General features: G+C 68.1%; 15 protein-coding genes. 8 read left to right on the plus strand and 7 right to left on the minus strand.

Annotated features, from left to right (window positions below; all coding sequences use genetic code 11):
• Positions 1-75 precede the first annotated feature (75 nt).
• The 4 genes from ACPT9U_RS03695 (at position 76) to ACPT9U_RS03710 (ending at position 5,920) form a co-directional block, all read left to right on the plus strand.
• Positions 76-975 carry a TIGR00730 family Rossman fold protein gene (locus ACPT9U_RS03695; protein WP_435749926.1) on the plus strand — a complete coding sequence of 300 codons (900 nt, stop codon included), beginning with the start codon at positions 76-78 and terminating at the stop codon, positions 973-975.
• A 74-nt stretch (positions 976-1,049) separates the two neighbouring features.
• Positions 1,050-1,694, plus strand: a complete 645-nt coding sequence (locus tag ACPT9U_RS03700; protein ID WP_418363942.1) for an esterase/lipase family protein — start codon at positions 1,050-1,052, stop codon at positions 1,692-1,694.
• Between the two features lie 247 nt (positions 1,695-1,941).
• Positions 1,942-3,639 carry a sensor domain-containing diguanylate cyclase gene (locus ACPT9U_RS03705; RefSeq protein WP_435749927.1) on the plus strand — a complete coding sequence of 566 codons (1,698 nt, stop codon included), beginning with the start codon at positions 1,942-1,944 and terminating at the stop codon, positions 3,637-3,639.
• Positions 3,640-3,718: 79 nt separating this feature from the next.
• Positions 3,719-5,920, plus strand: coding sequence for an ATP-dependent helicase (locus ACPT9U_RS03710; protein WP_435749928.1), 2,202 nt, complete (start codon positions 3,719-3,721; stop codon positions 5,918-5,920).
• A gap of 6 nt (positions 5,921-5,926) precedes the next feature.
• Here the strand turns inward: ACPT9U_RS03710 and ACPT9U_RS03715 are convergent, their stop codons facing one another.
• Positions 5,927-6,295, minus strand: a complete 369-nt coding sequence (locus ACPT9U_RS03715; protein ID WP_435749929.1) for a DUF488 domain-containing protein — start codon at positions 6,293-6,295, stop codon at positions 5,927-5,929.
• 7 nt (positions 6,296-6,302) lie between these two features.
• Complete coding sequence (cysK, locus tag ACPT9U_RS03720; protein WP_435749930.1) at positions 6,303-7,280, minus strand: cysteine synthase A; 978 nt, start codon at positions 7,278-7,280, stop codon at positions 6,303-6,305.
• Positions 7,281-7,412: 132 nt separating this feature from the next.
• Between cysK and ACPT9U_RS03725 the strand changes: the two genes are divergently transcribed.
• From ACPT9U_RS03725 to ACPT9U_RS03735, 3 genes are all read left to right on the plus strand, one after another.
• Positions 7,413-8,678: an Eco57I restriction-modification methylase domain-containing protein gene (locus ACPT9U_RS03725; RefSeq protein ID WP_435749931.1), complete on the plus strand. Its 1,266-nt coding sequence runs from the start codon at positions 7,413-7,415 to the stop codon at positions 8,676-8,678.
• 216 nt (positions 8,679-8,894) lie between these two features.
• Entirely contained in the window at positions 8,895-9,203 is a 309-nt protein-coding gene (locus ACPT9U_RS03730; RefSeq protein WP_435749932.1) for a DUF485 domain-containing protein, read from the plus strand.
• Positions 9,200-10,918, plus strand: a complete 1,719-nt coding sequence (locus tag ACPT9U_RS03735) for a cation acetate symporter (protein WP_418363934.1) — start codon at positions 9,200-9,202, stop codon at positions 10,916-10,918. The genes ACPT9U_RS03730 and ACPT9U_RS03735 overlap by 4 nt, the downstream gene beginning before the upstream one ends.
• Before the next feature lie 95 nt (positions 10,919-11,013).
• On the opposite strand, the gene ACPT9U_RS03740 is transcribed toward ACPT9U_RS03735, so the two are convergent.
• Both ACPT9U_RS03740 and ACPT9U_RS03745 read right to left on the minus strand, forming a co-directional pair.
• On the minus strand, positions 11,014-12,453 hold the full coding sequence (locus ACPT9U_RS03740; protein ID WP_435749933.1) for a sensor histidine kinase: 1,440 nt from the start codon (positions 12,451-12,453) through the stop codon (positions 11,014-11,016).
• On the minus strand, positions 12,443-13,111 hold the full coding sequence (locus ACPT9U_RS03745) for a response regulator transcription factor (RefSeq protein WP_435749934.1): 669 nt from the start codon (positions 13,109-13,111) through the stop codon (positions 12,443-12,445). Before ACPT9U_RS03745 ends, ACPT9U_RS03740 begins: the two co-directional genes overlap by 11 nt.
• A 130-nt stretch (positions 13,112-13,241) precedes the next feature.
• On the opposite strand from ACPT9U_RS03745, the gene ACPT9U_RS03750 reads away from it, so the two are divergent.
• On the plus strand, positions 13,242-14,516 hold the full coding sequence (locus ACPT9U_RS03750; RefSeq protein ID WP_435749936.1) for an MgtC/SapB family protein: 1,275 nt from the start codon (positions 13,242-13,244) through the stop codon (positions 14,514-14,516).
• Between the two features lie 17 nt (positions 14,517-14,533).
• Here ACPT9U_RS03750 and ACPT9U_RS03755 read toward each other — a convergent pair whose 3' ends face one another.
• From ACPT9U_RS03755 to ACPT9U_RS03765, 3 genes are read right to left on the minus strand one after another with little or no spacing between them, the layout of a single operon-like run.
• Positions 14,534-14,701, minus strand: coding sequence for a hypothetical protein (locus ACPT9U_RS03755; RefSeq protein ID WP_418363930.1), 168 nt, complete (start codon positions 14,699-14,701; stop codon positions 14,534-14,536).
• A complete protein-coding gene (locus ACPT9U_RS03760) occupies positions 14,698-15,903 on the minus strand; it encodes a YeeE/YedE family protein (protein ID WP_418363929.1) in 1,206 nt (401 codons plus the stop codon). Before ACPT9U_RS03760 ends, ACPT9U_RS03755 begins: the two co-directional genes overlap by 4 nt.
• 16 nt (positions 15,904-15,919) lie before the next feature.
• On the minus strand, positions 15,920-16,933 hold the full coding sequence (locus tag ACPT9U_RS03765; protein ID WP_418363928.1) for a sulfurtransferase: 1,014 nt from the start codon (positions 16,931-16,933) through the stop codon (positions 15,920-15,922).
• Positions 16,934-17,024 lie beyond the last annotated feature (91 nt).

Raw genomic sequence — 17,024 nt, forward strand, 5'->3', positions numbered from 1 at the left:
ACCAAGGGGACTCCGTGCTCGCCCTCCGTCCTCTGCGGATGCGATGATGACGGCCCTTGCCACATGGACATGAAGATGACCGACCCATCGCGTATCCGCGCCCGCAACTTCCCTTCTGCCGGGGACGAGGCCCGTGCCGTCCAGCCGCACGGCCGCTATGACGGACCCGGCAGCGCCTTCCGCATGGCGTTCACCGACACCGATTTCCTGCTGCGCGAGGAGTTGCGCCCGGTACGGCTGCAGCTCGAACTGCTGAAGCCCGAGCTGATCCAGCAGGAGCAGGGTGTGGAATCCACCGTGGTCGTGTTTGGTAGCGCGCGCTTCAAGGCGCCGGACGTGGCCGACGCAATGCTGCGCGATGCGGTGGCCAGCGGGGACGAGGCCGCGATCCGGCGCGCGCAGCGCATGGTGGGCAACGCGCGCTGGTACGAGGAGGCGCGCCGCTTCGGTGAACTGGTCACGCGCGAGCCCGAGGCGTTGGGAGAACCGGTGATCGTCGCCACCGGCGGCGGCCCGGGGATCATGGAGGCGGGCAACCGCGGCGCCTACGAGGCTGGCGGGCGCAGCATGGGGATGAGCATCTTCCTGCCCTTCGAGGAGGCGCCCAACCCCTACATCACGCCCGAGTTGTGCTTCCAGTTCCACTACTTCGCCATCCGCAAGATGCACTTCCTGATGCGGGCGGTGGCACTGGTGAGCTTCCCGGGGGGCTTGGGTACGCTCGATGAGCTCTTCGAGGTGCTGACCCTGACCCAGACGCGCAAGATCCGCCGCCGGCCGATCATCCTGGTCGGGCGCGACTTCTGGCAGCGCCTGATCGACTTCGAGGTGTTGGTCGAGCATGGCGTGATCAGCCCCGAAGACCTGAACCTCTTCCACTACGCGGAGACGGCCGAGGAAGCCTGGGATGCGATCAAGGCGGCCTACAGTGGTGACAACCCCACGCTGACCGCGCGCCAGCTCCGGGGCAACTGAGCCGGCACGGCCCGCGTCGCATGCGCTTCCGGTTCCGCCTGTACCGCTCGTGATCGGACGCATGGAGCAGCGAGATGAATGACCGACCCTCCGAAATCGTCTTCATCCACGGTTTGTGGATGCATGGCTGCGTGTTCGGGCTGCACCGCCGCCGCGCCGCGCGGGCGGGCTGGCGCAGCCATGTGTATTCGTATCCTTCGCTGCGCGGGTCGTTGGATGCGGTCGCCGACGGGCTGGCCGATTTCGTGGCCGCGCACAACGGGCGACCCCTGCACCTGGTTGGCCACAGCCTCGGCGGTTGCGTTGTGCTGCATATGCTCGCCCGCCATCGCCCCGCCGGCATCGGGCGCGTGGTGCTGCTGGGTTCGCCCTGCTGCGGCTCCCGCCCTGCGCAGCGGGTGCTGCGCTTGCCGGTGCTGCACCACGCACTGGGGCGGGTGTTGCCGCAATGGCTGGCGCTGGCTCGGCCCGTACTCGATTCTGCGCTCGAGGTCGGCGTCCTGGCGGGCAACCGGCCCTATGGCCTTGGACGCATCGTGCCGGGACTGCCCTGGCCCAACGATGGCATGGTGGGCGTCGAGGAGACCCAATGGCCCGGTGCGCGTGCGCATCTCGTGCTCCCGGTCACGCACATGCAGATGCTGTGGTCGACGGACTGCCTCGTACAGACCTTGCACTTCCTGGAGGCGGGTTGCTTCCTGCATGAGGGTGGAGGGTGACTGGGGCGGGCGCGGCGCATCCGGTGTATGTGACGGCGGTCGTGAAGCATGCATGGTGTGAACAGGAACAAGGCTCTTAGAATAGGTCTTCGTTTTCCTGGAGGCTGAGAATGACGATCCCGCAGGCCGCGTGTTTCGGCAGGTTCCCTTGGGCGCGCCGCTCGTCTCCAGACTTGCCTGCCGTGGCGCGCGCAGCATGATCGCGTTCGCTTCACACGCGGGATGTCCGGCCCGGGGGGCAAGCCGCTTGGCTTGGACCTTCGGTCTGCTCCTGCTGTTGTGGAGCACCCTCGCGCGGGCGGCCGTGCCGCTCGATGTGCTCGGGGGAGGGCCGGTCGGGCGCCATGCCAGCCTGCTGCTGGAGCAGGCATCGGTGATGAGCGTGGAGGAAGCGCTGGCGGCGCAGCGCGAGGGGCGCTTCGTCGCGGCGGATGCTGCGGTGCCGAAGTTCGGGATCGGCGCAGCACCGGTGTGGCTGCATCTCGCGCTGGAGAACCGCAATGCGGTGGTGCAAGCGCGACAATTGTTCTTCGGGGCGCCCTGGACCGATCGGCTGGATGTCTTCATCTTGCGGGAAGGGCGGGTGGTCCTGCAGGTGGCGGCCGGCGATGGCGAGCGCGGCTTGCAGGCTCCAGTGGGCAGCGTGGGCTATCGGATCGAGCACGATTTTTCTCCGGGGGTGACGGAGATCCTTGTGCGTGCGGCCTCGGCCGACCCCCTAGTGCTGCCGCTGAGGCTGCTCGAGCCCGCCGAGGCACGGCAGATGCTGCGCGCACACGACTATGGCTATGGGCTGCTGTACGGCTACCTGTTGGCGCTTCTGGTCTACAACCTGATGCTCTTCCTGGGCCTGCGCGATCGCAGCCAGCTCGACTACGTGCTCTATGTGGGGAGTTTCGCGCTGCTCAGCATCGCCTATTCCGGGCACGGCCAGATCTGGCTGTGGCCGGAACAGCCCGTGGTGCAGCGCTACGTGATCCTGGCGATGATGGTGCTTTTCAGCTGCATGGGCCTGCGTTTCGCAAGTAGCTTTCTGGGGCTGGCGAGTAGCCTGCCAGGCCTGTACCGGCTCGCCCGCGCTCTTGTTTTCGGGGGGTCGTCGGCGATGGCCCTGTGCGTCGTGTTCGAACTGCAGGCGGCAGCGGGGGTGCTAGCCTTCGTGTTCACGCTGGCCTTTGCGGTGGCGATGGCCTGGATCGGCGTGGTCAGCGTCCGGCATGACCGCATCGCGGCGCCCTATTTCCTTGCCGGCGCGCTGATCGCGATGGCAGGCACGGCGACTACCACCCTGGCGGTATGGCAAGGCTTGCCTTATTCGCCGTGGGCCCTGCACGCGGCGGAGATCGGGATTGCCGTGGATGGCACGGTGTTGACGCTTGCGCTGGCCTATCGCATGCGCAGGCTGCGCGGTGAGCGCCTGCGTGCGGAGTATCTCGCTTCCACTGACCCGCTCACCGGACTGCGTAACCGCCGTGCTTTCGCTGTGGAGGCTGCCCAGGCCTGGCAGACGGCGCTGACGCGCGGATCGCCCCTGTCCGTGATCGTGCTTGATCTGGACCACTTCAAGGTGCTCAACGACCGCTTCGGGCATGCGGCAGGCGATGCGGCCCTGGTCGCGGTTGCGCGCACGCTCGAGCAGGGGTGCCGGGCAGCCGATCTCATCGCGCGCTGGGGCGGTGAGGAGTTCGTGGTGCTGCTGCCAGATACCGAGTTGGGGCAGGCCAGGGCAAGCGGTCTGCGTCTGCTGGAGGCCATTCGCACCGCCGAGGTGGTGCATGAGGGGCGGCACCTGCCGTTGAGTGCCAGCGTGGGCGTGGCAGAACGTGCGGAGCATCCCGACCTGGAAGCGCTGATCCGGGATGCGGACCGGTGGATGTACGAGGCCAAGCAGGCTGGGAGGGGGTGCGTGTGCTGCGATGGCGGCGCAAAGCCTGCACAGGCCTGAGCGCAGGGGCGGACGTGGGGCGCCGCGTGCATGGAAAGAGCGCTACCGAAGCAATGCAGGACTGAATACAATCACAGGCATGCTCGCTGCCCCCCGCTCTTCCGATCGAGTTTCTGCTGTCGGAAATCCTGACGATCCGCTCGCTGCGCTCAATGCGGCCCAGCGTGAAGCCGTTCTGCATGGTCTGGGTGGCGGGGCGGGTGGGGACCCTCCGCCGCCGCTGTTGGTGATTGCTGGCGCCGGCTCGGGCAAGACCAACACGCTGGCCCACCGTGTCGCGCACCTCATCGCCCACGGTGCCGATCCCGGCCGCATCCTGCTGCTCACCTTCTCGCGTCGCGCGGCTGACGAGATGGGGCGTCGGGTGCGGCGCATCCTGGCAGAGATGTCGGCTGGCCGGCCTGGCCCGGCGCAGGCCCAACTGAACTGGTCCGGCACCTTCCACGCCCTCGGCGCGCGCCTGTTGCGCGAGTACGCCGGGCGCATCGGAGTCGACCCCGGTTTCACCATCCACGACCGTGAAGATTCCGCCGACCTGATGAACCTGGCGCGCCACGAACTGGGCCTGTCGGCGACCAAACAGCGTTTTCCGCAGAAGGGCACCTGCCTGGCGATCTACTCGGCGGCGGTCAACACGCAGGCGCCGCTGGCCGAGGTGCTGCAGGCGAGCTTCCCGTGGTGCGCGGCGTGGGAGGATGCGCTCAAGCGCCTGTTCCGCGCCTACGTCGAAGCCAAGCAGGCGCAGCAGGTGCTCGATTACGACGACCTGCTGCTGTACTGGGCCCAGATGGTGGCCGAGCCCACGCTCGGAGCCGAGATCGGCGGCTTGTTCGACCATGTGCTGGTCGACGAATACCAGGACACCAACCTCCTGCAGGCGTCGATTCTGCTCGCGATGAAGCCCGATGGCCGCGGCCTGACCGTGGTCGGCGATGACGCACAGTCGATCTACGCCTTCCGCGGTGCCACCGTGCGCAACATCCTAGATTTTCCCGCCGCGTTCGACCCGCCGGCGAGAGTGGTGACGCTGGAGCAGAACTACCGCTCCACCAAGCCGATCCTGGAAGCCGCCAATGCGGTGATCGCGCTTGCCGCGGAGCGCTTCACCAAGAACCTGTGGTCCGATCGCGCATCCACCCAGCGCCCGCGCCTGGTGTCGGTCAAGGACGACGCCGACCAGGCGGCCTTCGTCGCCGACACCTTGCTGGCGCGGCGTGAGGAGGGGCTGAAGCTCAAGCAGCAGGCAGTGCTGTTCCGCGCCTCGGCGCACAGCGCGCGTCTGGAGATGGAGCTCACCCGGCGCAATGTCCCGTTCGTGAAGTTCGGCGGGCTCAAGTTCCTGGAGGCCGCTCACGTCAAGGATGTGCTTGCGCTGCTGCGCTGGGCTGAAAACCCGCGCGACCGCATCTCGGGCTTCCGCGCCATCCAGCTGCTCGCCGGCATCGGCCCCAGGACCGCTGGCCGGGTGCTCGACAACGTCTGCGCCGCGCCCGAGGGCTGCGCGCTGCTCGCCGAGCAGCCGGTGCCCGAGGCGGCACGCGCAGGCTGGCAGGCGTTTGCGGCCTTGATCGACCGCCTTGCAGGACGTGTCGACGCTGCCGACCCGGCCGCTGCCTCGGCGGCCTTGGCCGAGCCGCGCGCACACGACGCGGGCGGCAGGTTTGCCAGCGGCTGCCCCGCCTGGCCGGTCGACTTCGAACTCGCCTGCCGCTGGTACGAGGCCCAGATGCCGCGCCTGTACGACGACTTTGCGCTGCGTGTGCTCGACATCCAGCAGCTCGCCCGTATCGCCGCCACCAGCCCCAGCCGCCAGCGCTTCCTCACCGAGCTCACCCTCGATCCGCCCAGCGCCACCAGCGGTGAAGCCGGTATGCCGCTGCTCGACGAGGACTACCTGATCCTGTCGACGATGCATTCGGCCAAGGGGCAGGAGTGGAACGCGGTGAGCGTGCTCAACGTGGTAGACGGCTGCATCCCGTCCGACGTCGCCACCCGCAACAGCGCCGAGATCGAGGAGGAGCGCCGCCTGCTGTACGTGGCGATGACGCGGGCGAAGGACAGCCTCGACCTCATCGTGCCGCAGCGCTTCTACGTCACCCAGCAGATGGGCATGGGCGACCGGCACCTGTATGCCGGCCGCACGCGTTTCATCCCCAACCGCCTGCTGGGGCATTTCGAGCAGATGAGCTGGCCGCCTCCGCCGCCCGAGCTGCAGGGCTCGCCCGCGTCGCGTCAGGCGGCGATCGACCTCGCAGCGAAGATGCGGGACATGTGGCGCTGAAGGCTTTCAGCGTGCGCTGTCGTGCGCCTGCAGCCACAGGCGGAGGGCTTGGGCATTGTTGTGTTCCGCGTCGCGCGCGCCGTATAGGAGGGTGACGGTTGGCTGCGTGCTGATGAGCTGGCGCAGTTCGGCGAGTGCCACGCTGGTCGAGGGCGACTGTAGTTCCTCGGCATAGCGCTGGCAAAATGCATCCCAGCGCTCAGCGTCGTGGGCGAACCATCGACGCAGTTCGTTCGATGGTGCGAGCTCGCGCAGCCAGTGGTCGATTTGCGCCTCGTCACGCGCCAACCCGCGTGGCCAGAGGCGGTCGACGAGCACGCGGCAGCCGTCCCCGGCTGCGCTCGGGTCGTAGGCACGGCGCACGCGGATCGTCATGGCCTCGTCAGATCGCCAAGCCCTTCTCGTCGAACATTCCCTCGAACAGGATCGAGCTCAGATAGCGCTCGCCCGAATCCGGCAGGATCACCACGATGGTCTTGCCCGCGTTCTCTGGCCGCTGTGCCACGCGAACCGCAGCCGCAGTGGCCGCGCCGCAGGAGATGCCGGCGAGGATGCCTTCCTCGCGCGCCAGTCGTCGTGCGTAGAGCACCGCGTCCTCGTTCGTCACCTGCTCCACGCCATCGACCAGCGACAGATCCAGCACCTTGGGCACGAAGCCGGCGCCCAGGCCCTGGATCTTGTGCGGCGCGGGGGTGAGCGGCTGGCCGGCCAGGGTCTGGCTGATCACCGGACTGGCGGCGGGTTCCACTGCGATCGACTGGATCGCCTTGCCGCGCACGCGCTTGATGTAGCGCGAGATGCCGGTGATGGTGCCGCCGGTGCCGACGCCCGAGACCAGGATGTCGATCGCGCCGTCGGTGTCGTTCCAGATCTCCGGGCCGGTGGTGACCTCGTGGATCGCCGGATTGGCCGGGTTCTCGAACTGCTGCAGCAGCACGTAGCGATCCGGGTCGGTGGCGACGATCTCCTGCGCCTTCGCGATCGCCCCGTTCATGCCCTTGGCGCCTTCGGTCAGTACCAGCTTGGCGCCATAGGCCACCAGCAGCTTGCGGCGCTCGACGCTCATGGTCTCGGGCATCGTCAGCGTGAGCGGGATGCCGCGCGCTGCGCACACGAAGGCGAGCGCGATGCCGGTGTTGCCGCTGGTTGGCTCGACAATCTCCTTGCCCGGGCCGAGACGGCCGTGGGCTTCGGCATCCTTCACCATTGAGGTGCCGATGCGGCACTTCACCGAGAAGGCCGGGTTGCGGCCCTCGATCTTGGCGAGCACGGTGGCCTGGGCACCGTCGGTGACGCGGTTGAGACGGACGAGCGGGGTGTGGCCGATGGATTCGGTGTTGTCGGGGTACCAGTGGGACATGCGGGCTCCTTGTGGTGTGGAGTTGTCGTTCAACGCGGAGGGGCGCTTTCGCTGCGGCGCCGGTAGCGGAAGTATAGGCAAGTGCGTGGGTCCTCGCCCGGGGCGTCCGCTGGCTTGGTAACATCGCCGTCCATGCAGACACCCATTTCGCTCCCCGCCGCCCAGCTTGCCCTCGGCCTGCGCGATGTCGCCGGGCTTGGGCAGGTCTTCACGCCCGAGCCGGTGGTGCGCGCGATGCTCGCGCTGCGCCGCAACCACGGCCGCGTGCTGGAGCCCTCATGCGGCGATGGCGCCTTCCTCCGCCATCTCCCGAGGGCCGTGGGGCTCGAACTCGACCCCGACCACTGCCCGCCCGGCGCGCAGGCGATCGACTTCTTCGCCTACCCCGATCACGAGCAGTTCGACACCATCATCGGCAATCCGCCTTATGTGCGATGTCAGGACATTCCGGCTGCCACCCGGGCCCTGATTGCGCGGGGCGGCTACGGCGCGTGCCTGGACAAGCGCGCCAATCTCTACCTGTTCTTCATCGACAAGTGCCTGCGCCACCTCAAGCCCGGTGGCGAGCTGATCTTCATCACGCCGCGCGACTTCCTCAAGGCGACTTCGGCGGTGAAGCTCAACCGTCTGCTGTTCGAGGCGGGCTCGATCACCGACGCGATCGAGCTCGGCGACGCGCGCGTGTTCCCCGATGCCGTGCCGAACTGCCTGATATGGCGCTTTGAGAAGGGCTGTGCCGAGCGCAGCCTGAATCATTGCGAGATTGGCGCGGGCGATGATCTGGCTGCCGCGCTCGCCGCACCCGGCTGGGACACGCGCCACTTCATCGAATGCGCCGGCCACCTGATGTTCGCGCGTGGCGACTATCCGCTGCGGCTGTCGGACGTGGCCTTCGTCAAGGTGGGTGCGGTGTCCGGGGCGGACGAGCTCTACACCAGCCCGCTGCAGGGCAACCGCGAGTTCGTGTGCTCGCACACCGTCCGCACCGGCCAGACGCGGCGCATGATCTTTTCCGAGCCCGGCGAGCCGCCGCCCCAGGCGCTGCTGCCGCACCAGGCGCGCCTGTTGCAGCGCAAGGTGGCGAAGTTCGACGAGTCGAACTGGTGGATGTGGGGCCGGCTGCACTACCGCAGCACGCAGCCGCGGGTGTACGTGAATGGCAAGACGCGCGTTGCCAAGCCCTTCTTCGTGCATCCCTGCAGGGACTACGACGGTGCGGTGATGGCGGTCTTTCCGCGTCGCGCGGATGTCGACATCGAGGCCTTCCGCGATGCGCTCAACGCGGTCGATTGGGGCGATCTCGGTTTTGTCTGCGACGGCCGCTTCCTGTTTGCCCAGCGCAGCCTGGAGAACGCACCGCTGCCGGCGGAGTTCGTGCGCTTCCTGCCCGGGCCTTGAGCTTGCCCATGTGCAGGTCGGGCCGGAGCGGGCCGTTTCCCGGCGCTCGGCGTGTCTTCGTCGCTTGTCTGGGAGATGGCTTAAGCATTCTTTAAGGATTCGTTAAGTATATGTAAATAAAAGAGTTTTTTATGAGCGAGTAAGCAGAATGTAAGCCTCTCGGCCTACCTTGCCGGCAGCCGGACGAGCGTCCGGACCGCTACGGAGGAGGGAGAGATGAAGGACGACATGGCGATACGAATCGCCGCAAACCCCAAGTACCAGCGCCTGGTACGCACGCGCTCCAGCTTCGGCTGGATCCTCACCGCGATCATGATGGTGGTGTACTACGGCTACATCGCAGTCATCGCCTTCGACAAGGAGCTGCTCTCCGCGCGCCTGGGTGAAGGTGTGACCACGGTCGGCATTCCGGTCGGCCTCGGGGTGATCTTCTTCACCATCCTCATCACCGGCTTCTACGTGCGGCGCGCGAACTCCGAATTCGACCGCCTGACCCGCGAGATCGTCGAGGAGGTGGGCAAATGATCACGACCCTTCTGAAGCTCGCAGCTGCGTTTGCGTTCGCACTTGCGCCCGCAGTCGTGTTCGCTGCGGGCGGCGATCTCGGCCAGGCCGAGAAGCAGGCGACCAACTGGACGGCGATCATGATGTTCGGCTTGTTCGTCCTCGGCACGCTGTACATCACCAAGTGGGCGGCCTCCAAGACCAAGTCGGCGTCCGACTTCTACACTGCCGGCGGCGGCATCACCGGCTTCCAGAACGGGCTGGCGATTGCCGGCGACTACATGTCGGCGGCTTCCTTCCTCGGCATCTCGGCCGCGGTGATGATGAACGGCTACGACGGCCTGATCTACTCGATCGGCTTCCTGGTCGGCTGGCCGGTGATCACCTTCCTGATGGCCGAGCGCCTGCGCAACCTCGGCAAGTTCACCTTCGCCGACGTGGCGGCCTACCGCTTTCAGCAGACCCCGATCCGCGCCTTCGCGGCCTCGGGCACCCTGGTCGTGGTGGCCTTTTACCTGATCGCGCAGATGGTCGGTGCGGGCCAGCTGATCAAGCTGCTGTTCGGTCTGGAATACTGGATGGCAGTGGTCATCGTCGGTGCGCTGATGATGGTCTATGTGCTGTTCGGCGGCATGACCGCGACCACCTGGGTGCAGATCATCAAGGCCTGCCTGCTGCTTGCCGGCGCGAGCTTCATGGCCTTCATGGTGCTGCTCGCCTATGGCTTTTCCCCTGAGGCGATGTTTGCCGATGCGGTGCGCATCAAGGTGGAAACCGCGATCGCCGGCGGCAAGAGTGCGGAAGAAGCGGCCGCCATCGGCCAGGCGATCATGGGCCCGGGCTCCTTCATCAAGGATCCGGTCTCGGCGATCTCGTTCGGCATGGCGCTGATGTTCGGCACGGCGGGCCTGCCGCACGTGCTGATGCGCTTCTTCACCGTGCCGGATGCCAAGGAGGCGCGCAAGTCGGTGTTCTGGGCAACCACCTGGATCGGCTACTTCTACATTCTCACCTTCATCATCGGCTTCGGCGCGATCGTGCTGGTGTCGACCAATCCGGACTTCCTGGATGGCAAGGGTGGTCTGATCGGCGGTGGCAACATGGCTGCGATCCACCTTGCCAATGCGGTGGGCGGCAACATCTTCCTCGGCTTCATCTCCGCGGTGGCGTTCGCGACCATCCTTGCGGTGGTGGCCGGCCTGACCCTTTCGGGTGCCTCGGCGGTGTCGCACGACCTGTACGCCACGGTATTCAAGAAGGGCAACGCCGACTCGGCTTCCGAGCTGAAGGTCTCGCGCATCACCACGCTGGTGCTGGGCTTCATCGCGGTCATCCTGGGCATCGCGTTCGAGAAGCAGAACATCGCCTTCATGGTGTCGCTCGCCTTCGCGATTGCGGCCTCGGCCAACTTCCCGGTGCTGTTCATGTCGGTGTTGTGGAAGGATTGCACCACGCGCGGTGCGACCATCGGCGGTTTCCTCGGCCTGATCACCGCGGTGGCGCTGACCATCGTATCGCCCTCGGTGTGGGAGGCCACGCTCGGCAACCCGAAGGGTTCGGCGCTGTTCCCCTACGCGTCGCCGGCGCTGTTCTCGATGGCGGCAGGCTTCATCGGCATCTGGCTGTTCTCCATCCTCGACAACAGCGCGCGGGCCAAGGCTGACCGCGCCGGGTACCTCGCGCAGAAGGTGCGTTCGGAGACCGGCATCGGCGCCGCGGCAGCCTCGTCGCACTAAGCCGCAGGCTGGGTCGGTCGCTCTCGCGCGGGGGCGACCGGCCGGCGGATTCGACCGCGGGGCGGTGGGCGCAGGCTCGCCGCCCCGCGGTCTTTTCAGGGGGCGGGCCGCGGATGGAGCGGGAGCCGGACGCGCACGCAGGTGCCGCAGCCCTGGGGTCCGTCGTCGATGTCGATGCGGCCACCATGGCTATGGACGATCTCGCGCGCGATCGACAGACCCAGCCCGCTGCCGCTGGCTGCAGCGGTACCGGCATGGCGGTAGAAGCGCTCGAAAACCTGTTCGCGCACGACGGGCGGAATACCCGGTCCATCGTCACAGACCTCGATCAGTACCGATTCCCCTGTGCGCACGCAGCGCAGGCTGACGGTACCGTGCGTGCGCCCGTACTTCAGCGCATTGTCCATGAGGTTGGCGATCAGCTCCTGAAGCAAGGTAGGGTCTCCAGCGATGCGTAACGGTTCGCGCTCGATCCCAAGGTCGATCTGGCGTGCGTCGGCGCGCTCCACCCAGTCCTCGACCATCGCATCGATCAACGCGGCGAGATCGACCTCGGTGGCGTCGGCCATCAGGCGCTCTCCCGCCTCGGCGCGCGCGAGTGCGAGCAGCTGGTTGGCGAGCCGGGTGATGCGGGCAACCGAGTGCCGCAGGCGGGCGCGCGCTGCCGCGTCCGCTGGGCGTGACTCGAGCAGCTCGAGCTGAACCTGCAGGCCGGCGAGCGGGGTGCGCAGCTGGTGCGCGGCATCCTGCAGGAAGCTGCGCTGCTGTGCGTTGGCGGCACGCAGGCGGTCGAGCAGGCCATTGAGCGCGCCGATCACCTCGCGTACTTCCTGTGGCACGCCGGCCGGGTCGATGGGTGACAGGTCCGTGCCTGAGCGGGCGCGCAGCGAGCGCTCGAGGCGCGCGAGCGGCGCGAGGCCGCTGGGGATGCCGAAGCGTGCCGCCACGCCAGCGGCGATCAGCAGCAGCAGCGCCGCCCACGAAAACCCGGCGACCAGCCGGCCCATGGCCTCGTCGCGCTTGCCGAGGGTTTCCGCCACCGTGACGTAGAAACCGCCGGAGCCTTGGCTGCGGTACAGCCGGACCGCGCGGATGGGCTGACCGGCGTGGGTCAGGTCGCGAAAGACGGGGCGTGCGGCGGGTACGGTGGGTAGTATGGGGTAGGTGGGTTCCCTGCCGACCGGCGTGTAGGGGATCGGCAGGCTGGAGAGCGCGTCGAGGTCATCGAGCAGCGGCAGCCCGGCGTCGCCGCCGAGCACGCGCCCCTGCCGTTCGCGAACACGAAAGTAGATGCGGTCGACGGCGTCGGTGCGCACGGCAGCTTCCACCTCGGGTGCGAGGCGGAGCGCCAGGCCGTCGGGTGTCGCATGCACATGGGTGGCGATGGCCTGTGCGAGGTTGAGGAGGTTGGCGTCGTAGGCATTGCCGACCACCCATCTCGCGCTGCTGTAGGCGACCGCGCCTGCGGTGAGGAGGAGCACGAGGGTGGGTGCGGCGAGGCTGCTGAAGAGCGTGCGGCGAAGGCTAGTCTGCACCGGCGGGACGCTCCCTGGCGCGCTCCAGCCGGTAGCCGAAGCCGCGTACGGTGCGGATCAGCAGGCCCGCCGCTTCGAGGCGGGGGCGCAGGCGCGAGACGTAGACCTCCAGCGCGTTGCTGCTGCCTTCGCCCTGCAGCCGTTCTCTCGGCACGGTGCGTCCGTCTGCGCGCACCAGGGCTTCGAGCACCTCCCACTCCCGCCCGCTGAGGGCGAGCGGCTCGCCGGCCAACTCGGCCAGTCGGCCTTCGACGTCGAGCACCAGCGGGCCGAAGCCGACCGCCGGCGCTGCCGCGCTGCCACCACGCCGCTGGACGGCGCGCATGCGCGCACTCAGCTCGGCCAGCTCGAAGGGTTTGACCAGGTAGTCGTCGGCGCCCAGGTCGAGCCCGTAGATGCGGTCGTCGAGCGCATCGCGCGCGGTGATGAGGATCACCGGCATGCGCTGCCCGCGTTTGCGCATGCGGCGCACGAGCTCGTAGCCGTTCAGCCCGGGCAGGCCGACGTCGGCGAGGACGAAGTCGAAGGGCGCGGCCTGCAGGAGACGGTCGGCCGTCAGGCCGTCATGCTCGACGCTGACCTCGTCGCCTTGGCCGCGGAGGAACTCCGCGATGCCCTCGGCAAGGGTGGGGTCGTCCTCGATGAGCAGCAACTGCATGGCGTCCTCTTCGGCAGGGCAGGGGCGAGGGCGCAATGCTATCCCGCCGCGGCAACGGCTGCACCCACCGCGCTCCGGCGCGTATCATGGTCCGACCCAGATCGACCCGGCGGCGATCCGCCCGAGCGCCATGTCCGACCTCCTGACTGCCAACACCGACCAGATCGAGGCCTTCCTGATCGCAACCGGTATCGGTCTGCTGATCGGCCTCGAGCGCGAGCGCGTGCCCTCCTCACGCGCCGGCCTGCGCACCTTTGCACTGGTCGGTCTGTTGGGCGCGTTGATGACCATGCTCGGGGAAGCCTTCGGCAGCGGTCTGCCCTTCGTCGCCGGCCTGCTGATCGTGGGGGGCACCATCATCGCCGCCTATCTGCGCCATCCCGACCCCACCGATCCGGGCACCACCTCGGTTGCAGCGCTGGTGCTGTGCTACGGGCTGGGGGCGGCGACATGGCTCGGCCATGCGCAGCAGGCGGTGATGCTCGCCGTGGGGGCGACCGTACTGCTGTACTTCAAGGCGCAGTTGCGTGGCATGGCGACGCGTCTCGACAGCCGGGACTGGATCTCGATCCTGCAGTTTGGCGTGCTCTCGCTGGTGATCCTGCCCATTCTGCCGAACGAGGAGATGGGTCCCTATGGCGCGCTCAATCCGAAGCAGATCTGGTGGATGGTGGTGCTGATCGCCGGGGTAGGGCTCGCCGGCTATACCGCGCTGCAACTGGCCGGGGTGCGCTATGGGGCGGTCTTTGTGGGGGTGTTCGGAGGGCTGGCTTCGAGTACGGCGACCACGGTGCTCTATGCGCGCCAGGCGCGCGAGCTGCCAAGCATGAACGCGATGGCGGCGCTGGTGATCGTGATGGCCAACCTCGTCATGGTGTTGCGCGTCGGGGTCGTTGCCACGCTGGTTGCGCCCTCGGTGGCGGGGGCGCTGATGCGGATCATCGCTCCGGCGCTTCTGCTCGGCGGGCTGGCTGCGATCTGGCACTGGCGGCAGATGCTCGAGCGCAGCGAGCCGGTCGTGCCTTCCACGTCCAACCCTGCCGAACTCAAGACCGCACTCGGGTTTGGCGCGCTCTATGCCCTCGTGCTGCTGGCCGCTGCCGCATTGTCCGACTACGCGGGCAGCCGCGGCCTCTACGTGCTGGCCCTGATCTCGGGCCTGACCGACGTCGATGCGATCACCCTTTCCAGTCTGCGACTCTTCGCGCTGGAGCGCCTGGCGCTGGAGGTCACGGTGACGGCGATCGGCATCGCGATGCTTGCCAACCTTGGGTTCAAGCTGGGCATGGCGGCCGTGATCGGCGGCCCCGCGCTTGCGCGCAAGGCCGCCGTGGGCATGGGCGGGGTCGGGGTCGGCCTGCTCGGTGGGCTGCTGTGGCTGGCGGGCAGCAACGGGCTGCTCTGAGGTACGCGGGCGCGGGCTCAACGCCCGGAGCAGTGCCCGCCCGACGCGGCCATTCCACTGCCGAATGCGATCGGAGGGGGTTCAACCCGGACGCTGCTGCTGGTCGCTGTATCGACCATGAGCAGGCCCAGGGCCAGCAGCCAGAACAGGGCCATGCCGGCGCGAAAGAGCGTGGTCTTGTTCATGCGGACGCCTCCTGAGCACTGATGCTACGGCGAATGCGCACGCCCACGATCGATCCTGCGAAGGCGAGTGCGAACCATACCCAGCCGTGCAGGCTGGCCGACGCGATGCCCCCCAGATAGGCGCCGACGTTGCAGCCGAAAGCCATGCGTGCGCTGTAGCCCATGACGAGGCCGGCGAGGGCCGCCGCGGCGAAGCGCCGGCTGGACGGCAGGCTGAAGCTGGCCGCGCCGCGCCAGCGGGATGCGGCGATCGCGCCATAGATCAGGCCGATGTTCGTTACCGAGGTCACATCGGCAAGAATGGGCTCCACCAGACGCTGTGCATGCGGGGCCGCGCCCCAGAATGCGTCGCCGGAAGGGTCCCAGCCAAGCGCAGCCATGGCTTTCGCGCCCCACACCCCCATGCCATACACGATGCCCCAAGGCTGGCCGGCGACCACGAGATGCAGCAGGTAGAGTACCGCCAGCAAGAGCGCGCCCAGCCACCAGCGTCGCGCCCAGCGCGTGGGGCGAGCGGGTGAGCTTGCGGGCACGAAGCTCGCGGTACCTGCGCGCAGGATCTGTTCGGCAACGCTTGCGGGAGAGGTGGCAGAGGCAGGTGTGGCAGAGGCGGGTGCCGTCTTGCGTGCACCACGGCCAGCCCACCAGGCGACCGTGCCGCAGGCGATGGTGGTCAGCGCGAGCGCAGTGGGCCACCCGAATGCCAGCAGATCGACCGCTGGCAGGCCGCCCAGTTCGACCCATGCGGGCTGGTGGGACGCGCCGAGGAAGCTGCCGAAGGCAAAGGTGGGAAGCACCACGAAGGACAGCGGCGAACCCGAGCCGGCCTTGTAGAGCGTGCCGGAGCCGCAGCCGTCGGCCAGCTGCATGGCTGCTCCGAACAGGAAAGCCCCGAGCACCAGGCTGATGGTCAGCGGCGCCACCGCGCCGACGAGCTCACCACCGCTGCCGGCAATGAGCGGCAGGGTCAGTGCGGCTGCCAGGACCATGAGCAGCATCTGCGCCCACAGGCCCTGCGGGTCGCGGCGTTCGATGTAATCGCGCCAGCCGGTGGTGAAGCCGAAGCGCGCAGCTTGCAGCACGGCACCGAAACCGATGCCGAGCAGGGCGAGCAGCCCCTGGCGTACCCCGGCGGCCAGCGTCACCGCGAGCACGCCGGCAAGCCCCCCGGCGATCAGGAAGGAGCGGTTGATCCAACGCATCGAAACCTCCCCGCCCTTACTTGTCGAACGCGCGCTTGACGTCCTGCACCAGCGCCGTCACGCGCGAGGGCTGGTTCTCCATCGCCCGCTCCGACTGGCTCCACTCCACGACCGAGGCCGGATACAGCTTGACCGACTTGTTGCCGGCGATCTCGGACATCACGAACCAGTTGGTCGCCGCCCAGTGGCCGGTGTTGCAGAAGGAGACCGCCGGTGCAGCGTCCGCACCGGACAGGGCGACCAGCGCCTTGAGTTCGCTCGCGGGCTTGAGTGTGGTGCCCCCCTTGGGGAAGAACTGCGCATTGTCGAACGACTTGGCCCCGGGGAGGGTGCCGTACCGGGCGGCGGCATCTACCCGTGCCTCGCCGCTGAAGAAGCGTGCCGGGCGGGCGTCAACGAGCAGGGGGGTGTTCCCGGACTGCAGCGCCGCGGCGAGCTCGTCGCTGGTCACGATCTGCTCCTGGTCGTAACGATAGACGAACCGGGTGGGCGTCACCTGCGGAACTGCGCTTTCCAGCGCTCCGCCGGCAGCCTGCCAGGCCTTGGTGCCGCCGTCGAGAATGGACAGCCGGCTCAGGCCACCGACCTTGAGCGTCCAGTAGACGCGCGCGGCCGCGCCGAAGTCGGTGTGGTCGGCGCCCGCATGCGCGACGACCACATGTGTGTCGCGGTCGATGCCTGCGACCTGAAGCAATGCGGTCAAGGCATCTTCCGACTGCAGCTGGCCAGGGTTCTCCTTCGGCCCGCGGAACTTGCCGTAAGGCGTGTGGATGGCGCCGGGGATGTGGCCCGCAGCGTAGTCCTTGTCGGCGCGGATGTCGAGCACGCGGACCCCGGGGGCGCCGAGCAGGGCCTTCAGCGCTGCTGGTTGCAGGAGCGGGGCAGGCGCGGCGGCGAGCGACTCCGTCGTCGCGGCAGCCGTGTGGGCCGGGTGGGCGAGGTCCGGGTTGGCGAGGGCGGGGGCGGTGAGGGTGAGGCTGCCGCCGGTGAGTGCGAGTGCGAGCGCGAGGGGTGCGAGTTTCTTCAGCATGATCGGACCTTCCTTGAATGCGATTCGAAGCACGGGCCGCCGATGTGGGCAGGGCACGCGTTGACGGAGCGCAGACTACGGGAAAGCCTTA

Origin of the sequence: Thauera sp. AutoDN2 (assembly GCF_051280715.1) — a bacterium.
Lineage (GTDB): Bacteria > Pseudomonadota > Gammaproteobacteria > Burkholderiales > Rhodocyclaceae > Thauera.

What these genes read in the sequence shown, in the direction of transcription:
- ACPT9U_RS03745 (WP_435749934.1), bottom strand. Translation starts at nt 13,111, where the DNA reads ATGCAGTTGCTGCTCATCGAGGACGACCCCACCCTTGCCGAGGGCATC.
- ACPT9U_RS03755 (WP_418363930.1), bottom strand. Translation starts at nt 14,701, where the DNA reads ATGAACAAGACCACGCTCTTTCGCGCCGGCATGGCCCTGTTCTGGCTG.
- ACPT9U_RS03715 (WP_435749929.1), bottom strand. Translation starts at nt 6,295, where the DNA reads ATGACGATCCGCGTGCGCCGTGCCTACGACCCGAGCGCAGCCGGGGAC.
- ACPT9U_RS03695 (WP_435749926.1), top strand. Translation starts at nt 76, where the DNA reads ATGACCGACCCATCGCGTATCCGCGCCCGCAACTTCCCTTCTGCCGGG.
- ACPT9U_RS03760 (WP_418363929.1), bottom strand. Translation starts at nt 15,903, where the DNA reads ATGCGTTGGATCAACCGCTCCTTCCTGATCGCCGGGGGGCTTGCCGGC.
- cysK (WP_435749930.1), bottom strand. Translation starts at nt 7,280, where the DNA reads ATGTCCCACTGGTACCCCGACAACACCGAATCCATCGGCCACACCCCG.
- ACPT9U_RS03735 (WP_418363934.1), top strand. Translation starts at nt 9,200, where the DNA reads ATGATCACGACCCTTCTGAAGCTCGCAGCTGCGTTTGCGTTCGCACTT.
- ACPT9U_RS03725 (WP_435749931.1), top strand. Translation starts at nt 7,413, where the DNA reads ATGCAGACACCCATTTCGCTCCCCGCCGCCCAGCTTGCCCTCGGCCTG.
- ACPT9U_RS03700 (WP_418363942.1), top strand. Translation starts at nt 1,050, where the DNA reads ATGAATGACCGACCCTCCGAAATCGTCTTCATCCACGGTTTGTGGATG.
- ACPT9U_RS03730 (WP_435749932.1), top strand. Translation starts at nt 8,895, where the DNA reads ATGAAGGACGACATGGCGATACGAATCGCCGCAAACCCCAAGTACCAG.
- ACPT9U_RS03750 (WP_435749936.1), top strand. Translation starts at nt 13,242, where the DNA reads ATGTCCGACCTCCTGACTGCCAACACCGACCAGATCGAGGCCTTCCTG.
- ACPT9U_RS03710 (WP_435749928.1), top strand. Translation starts at nt 3,719, where the DNA reads ATGCTCGCTGCCCCCCGCTCTTCCGATCGAGTTTCTGCTGTCGGAAAT.
- ACPT9U_RS03765 (WP_418363928.1), bottom strand. Translation starts at nt 16,933, where the DNA reads ATGCTGAAGAAACTCGCACCCCTCGCGCTCGCACTCGCACTCACCGGC.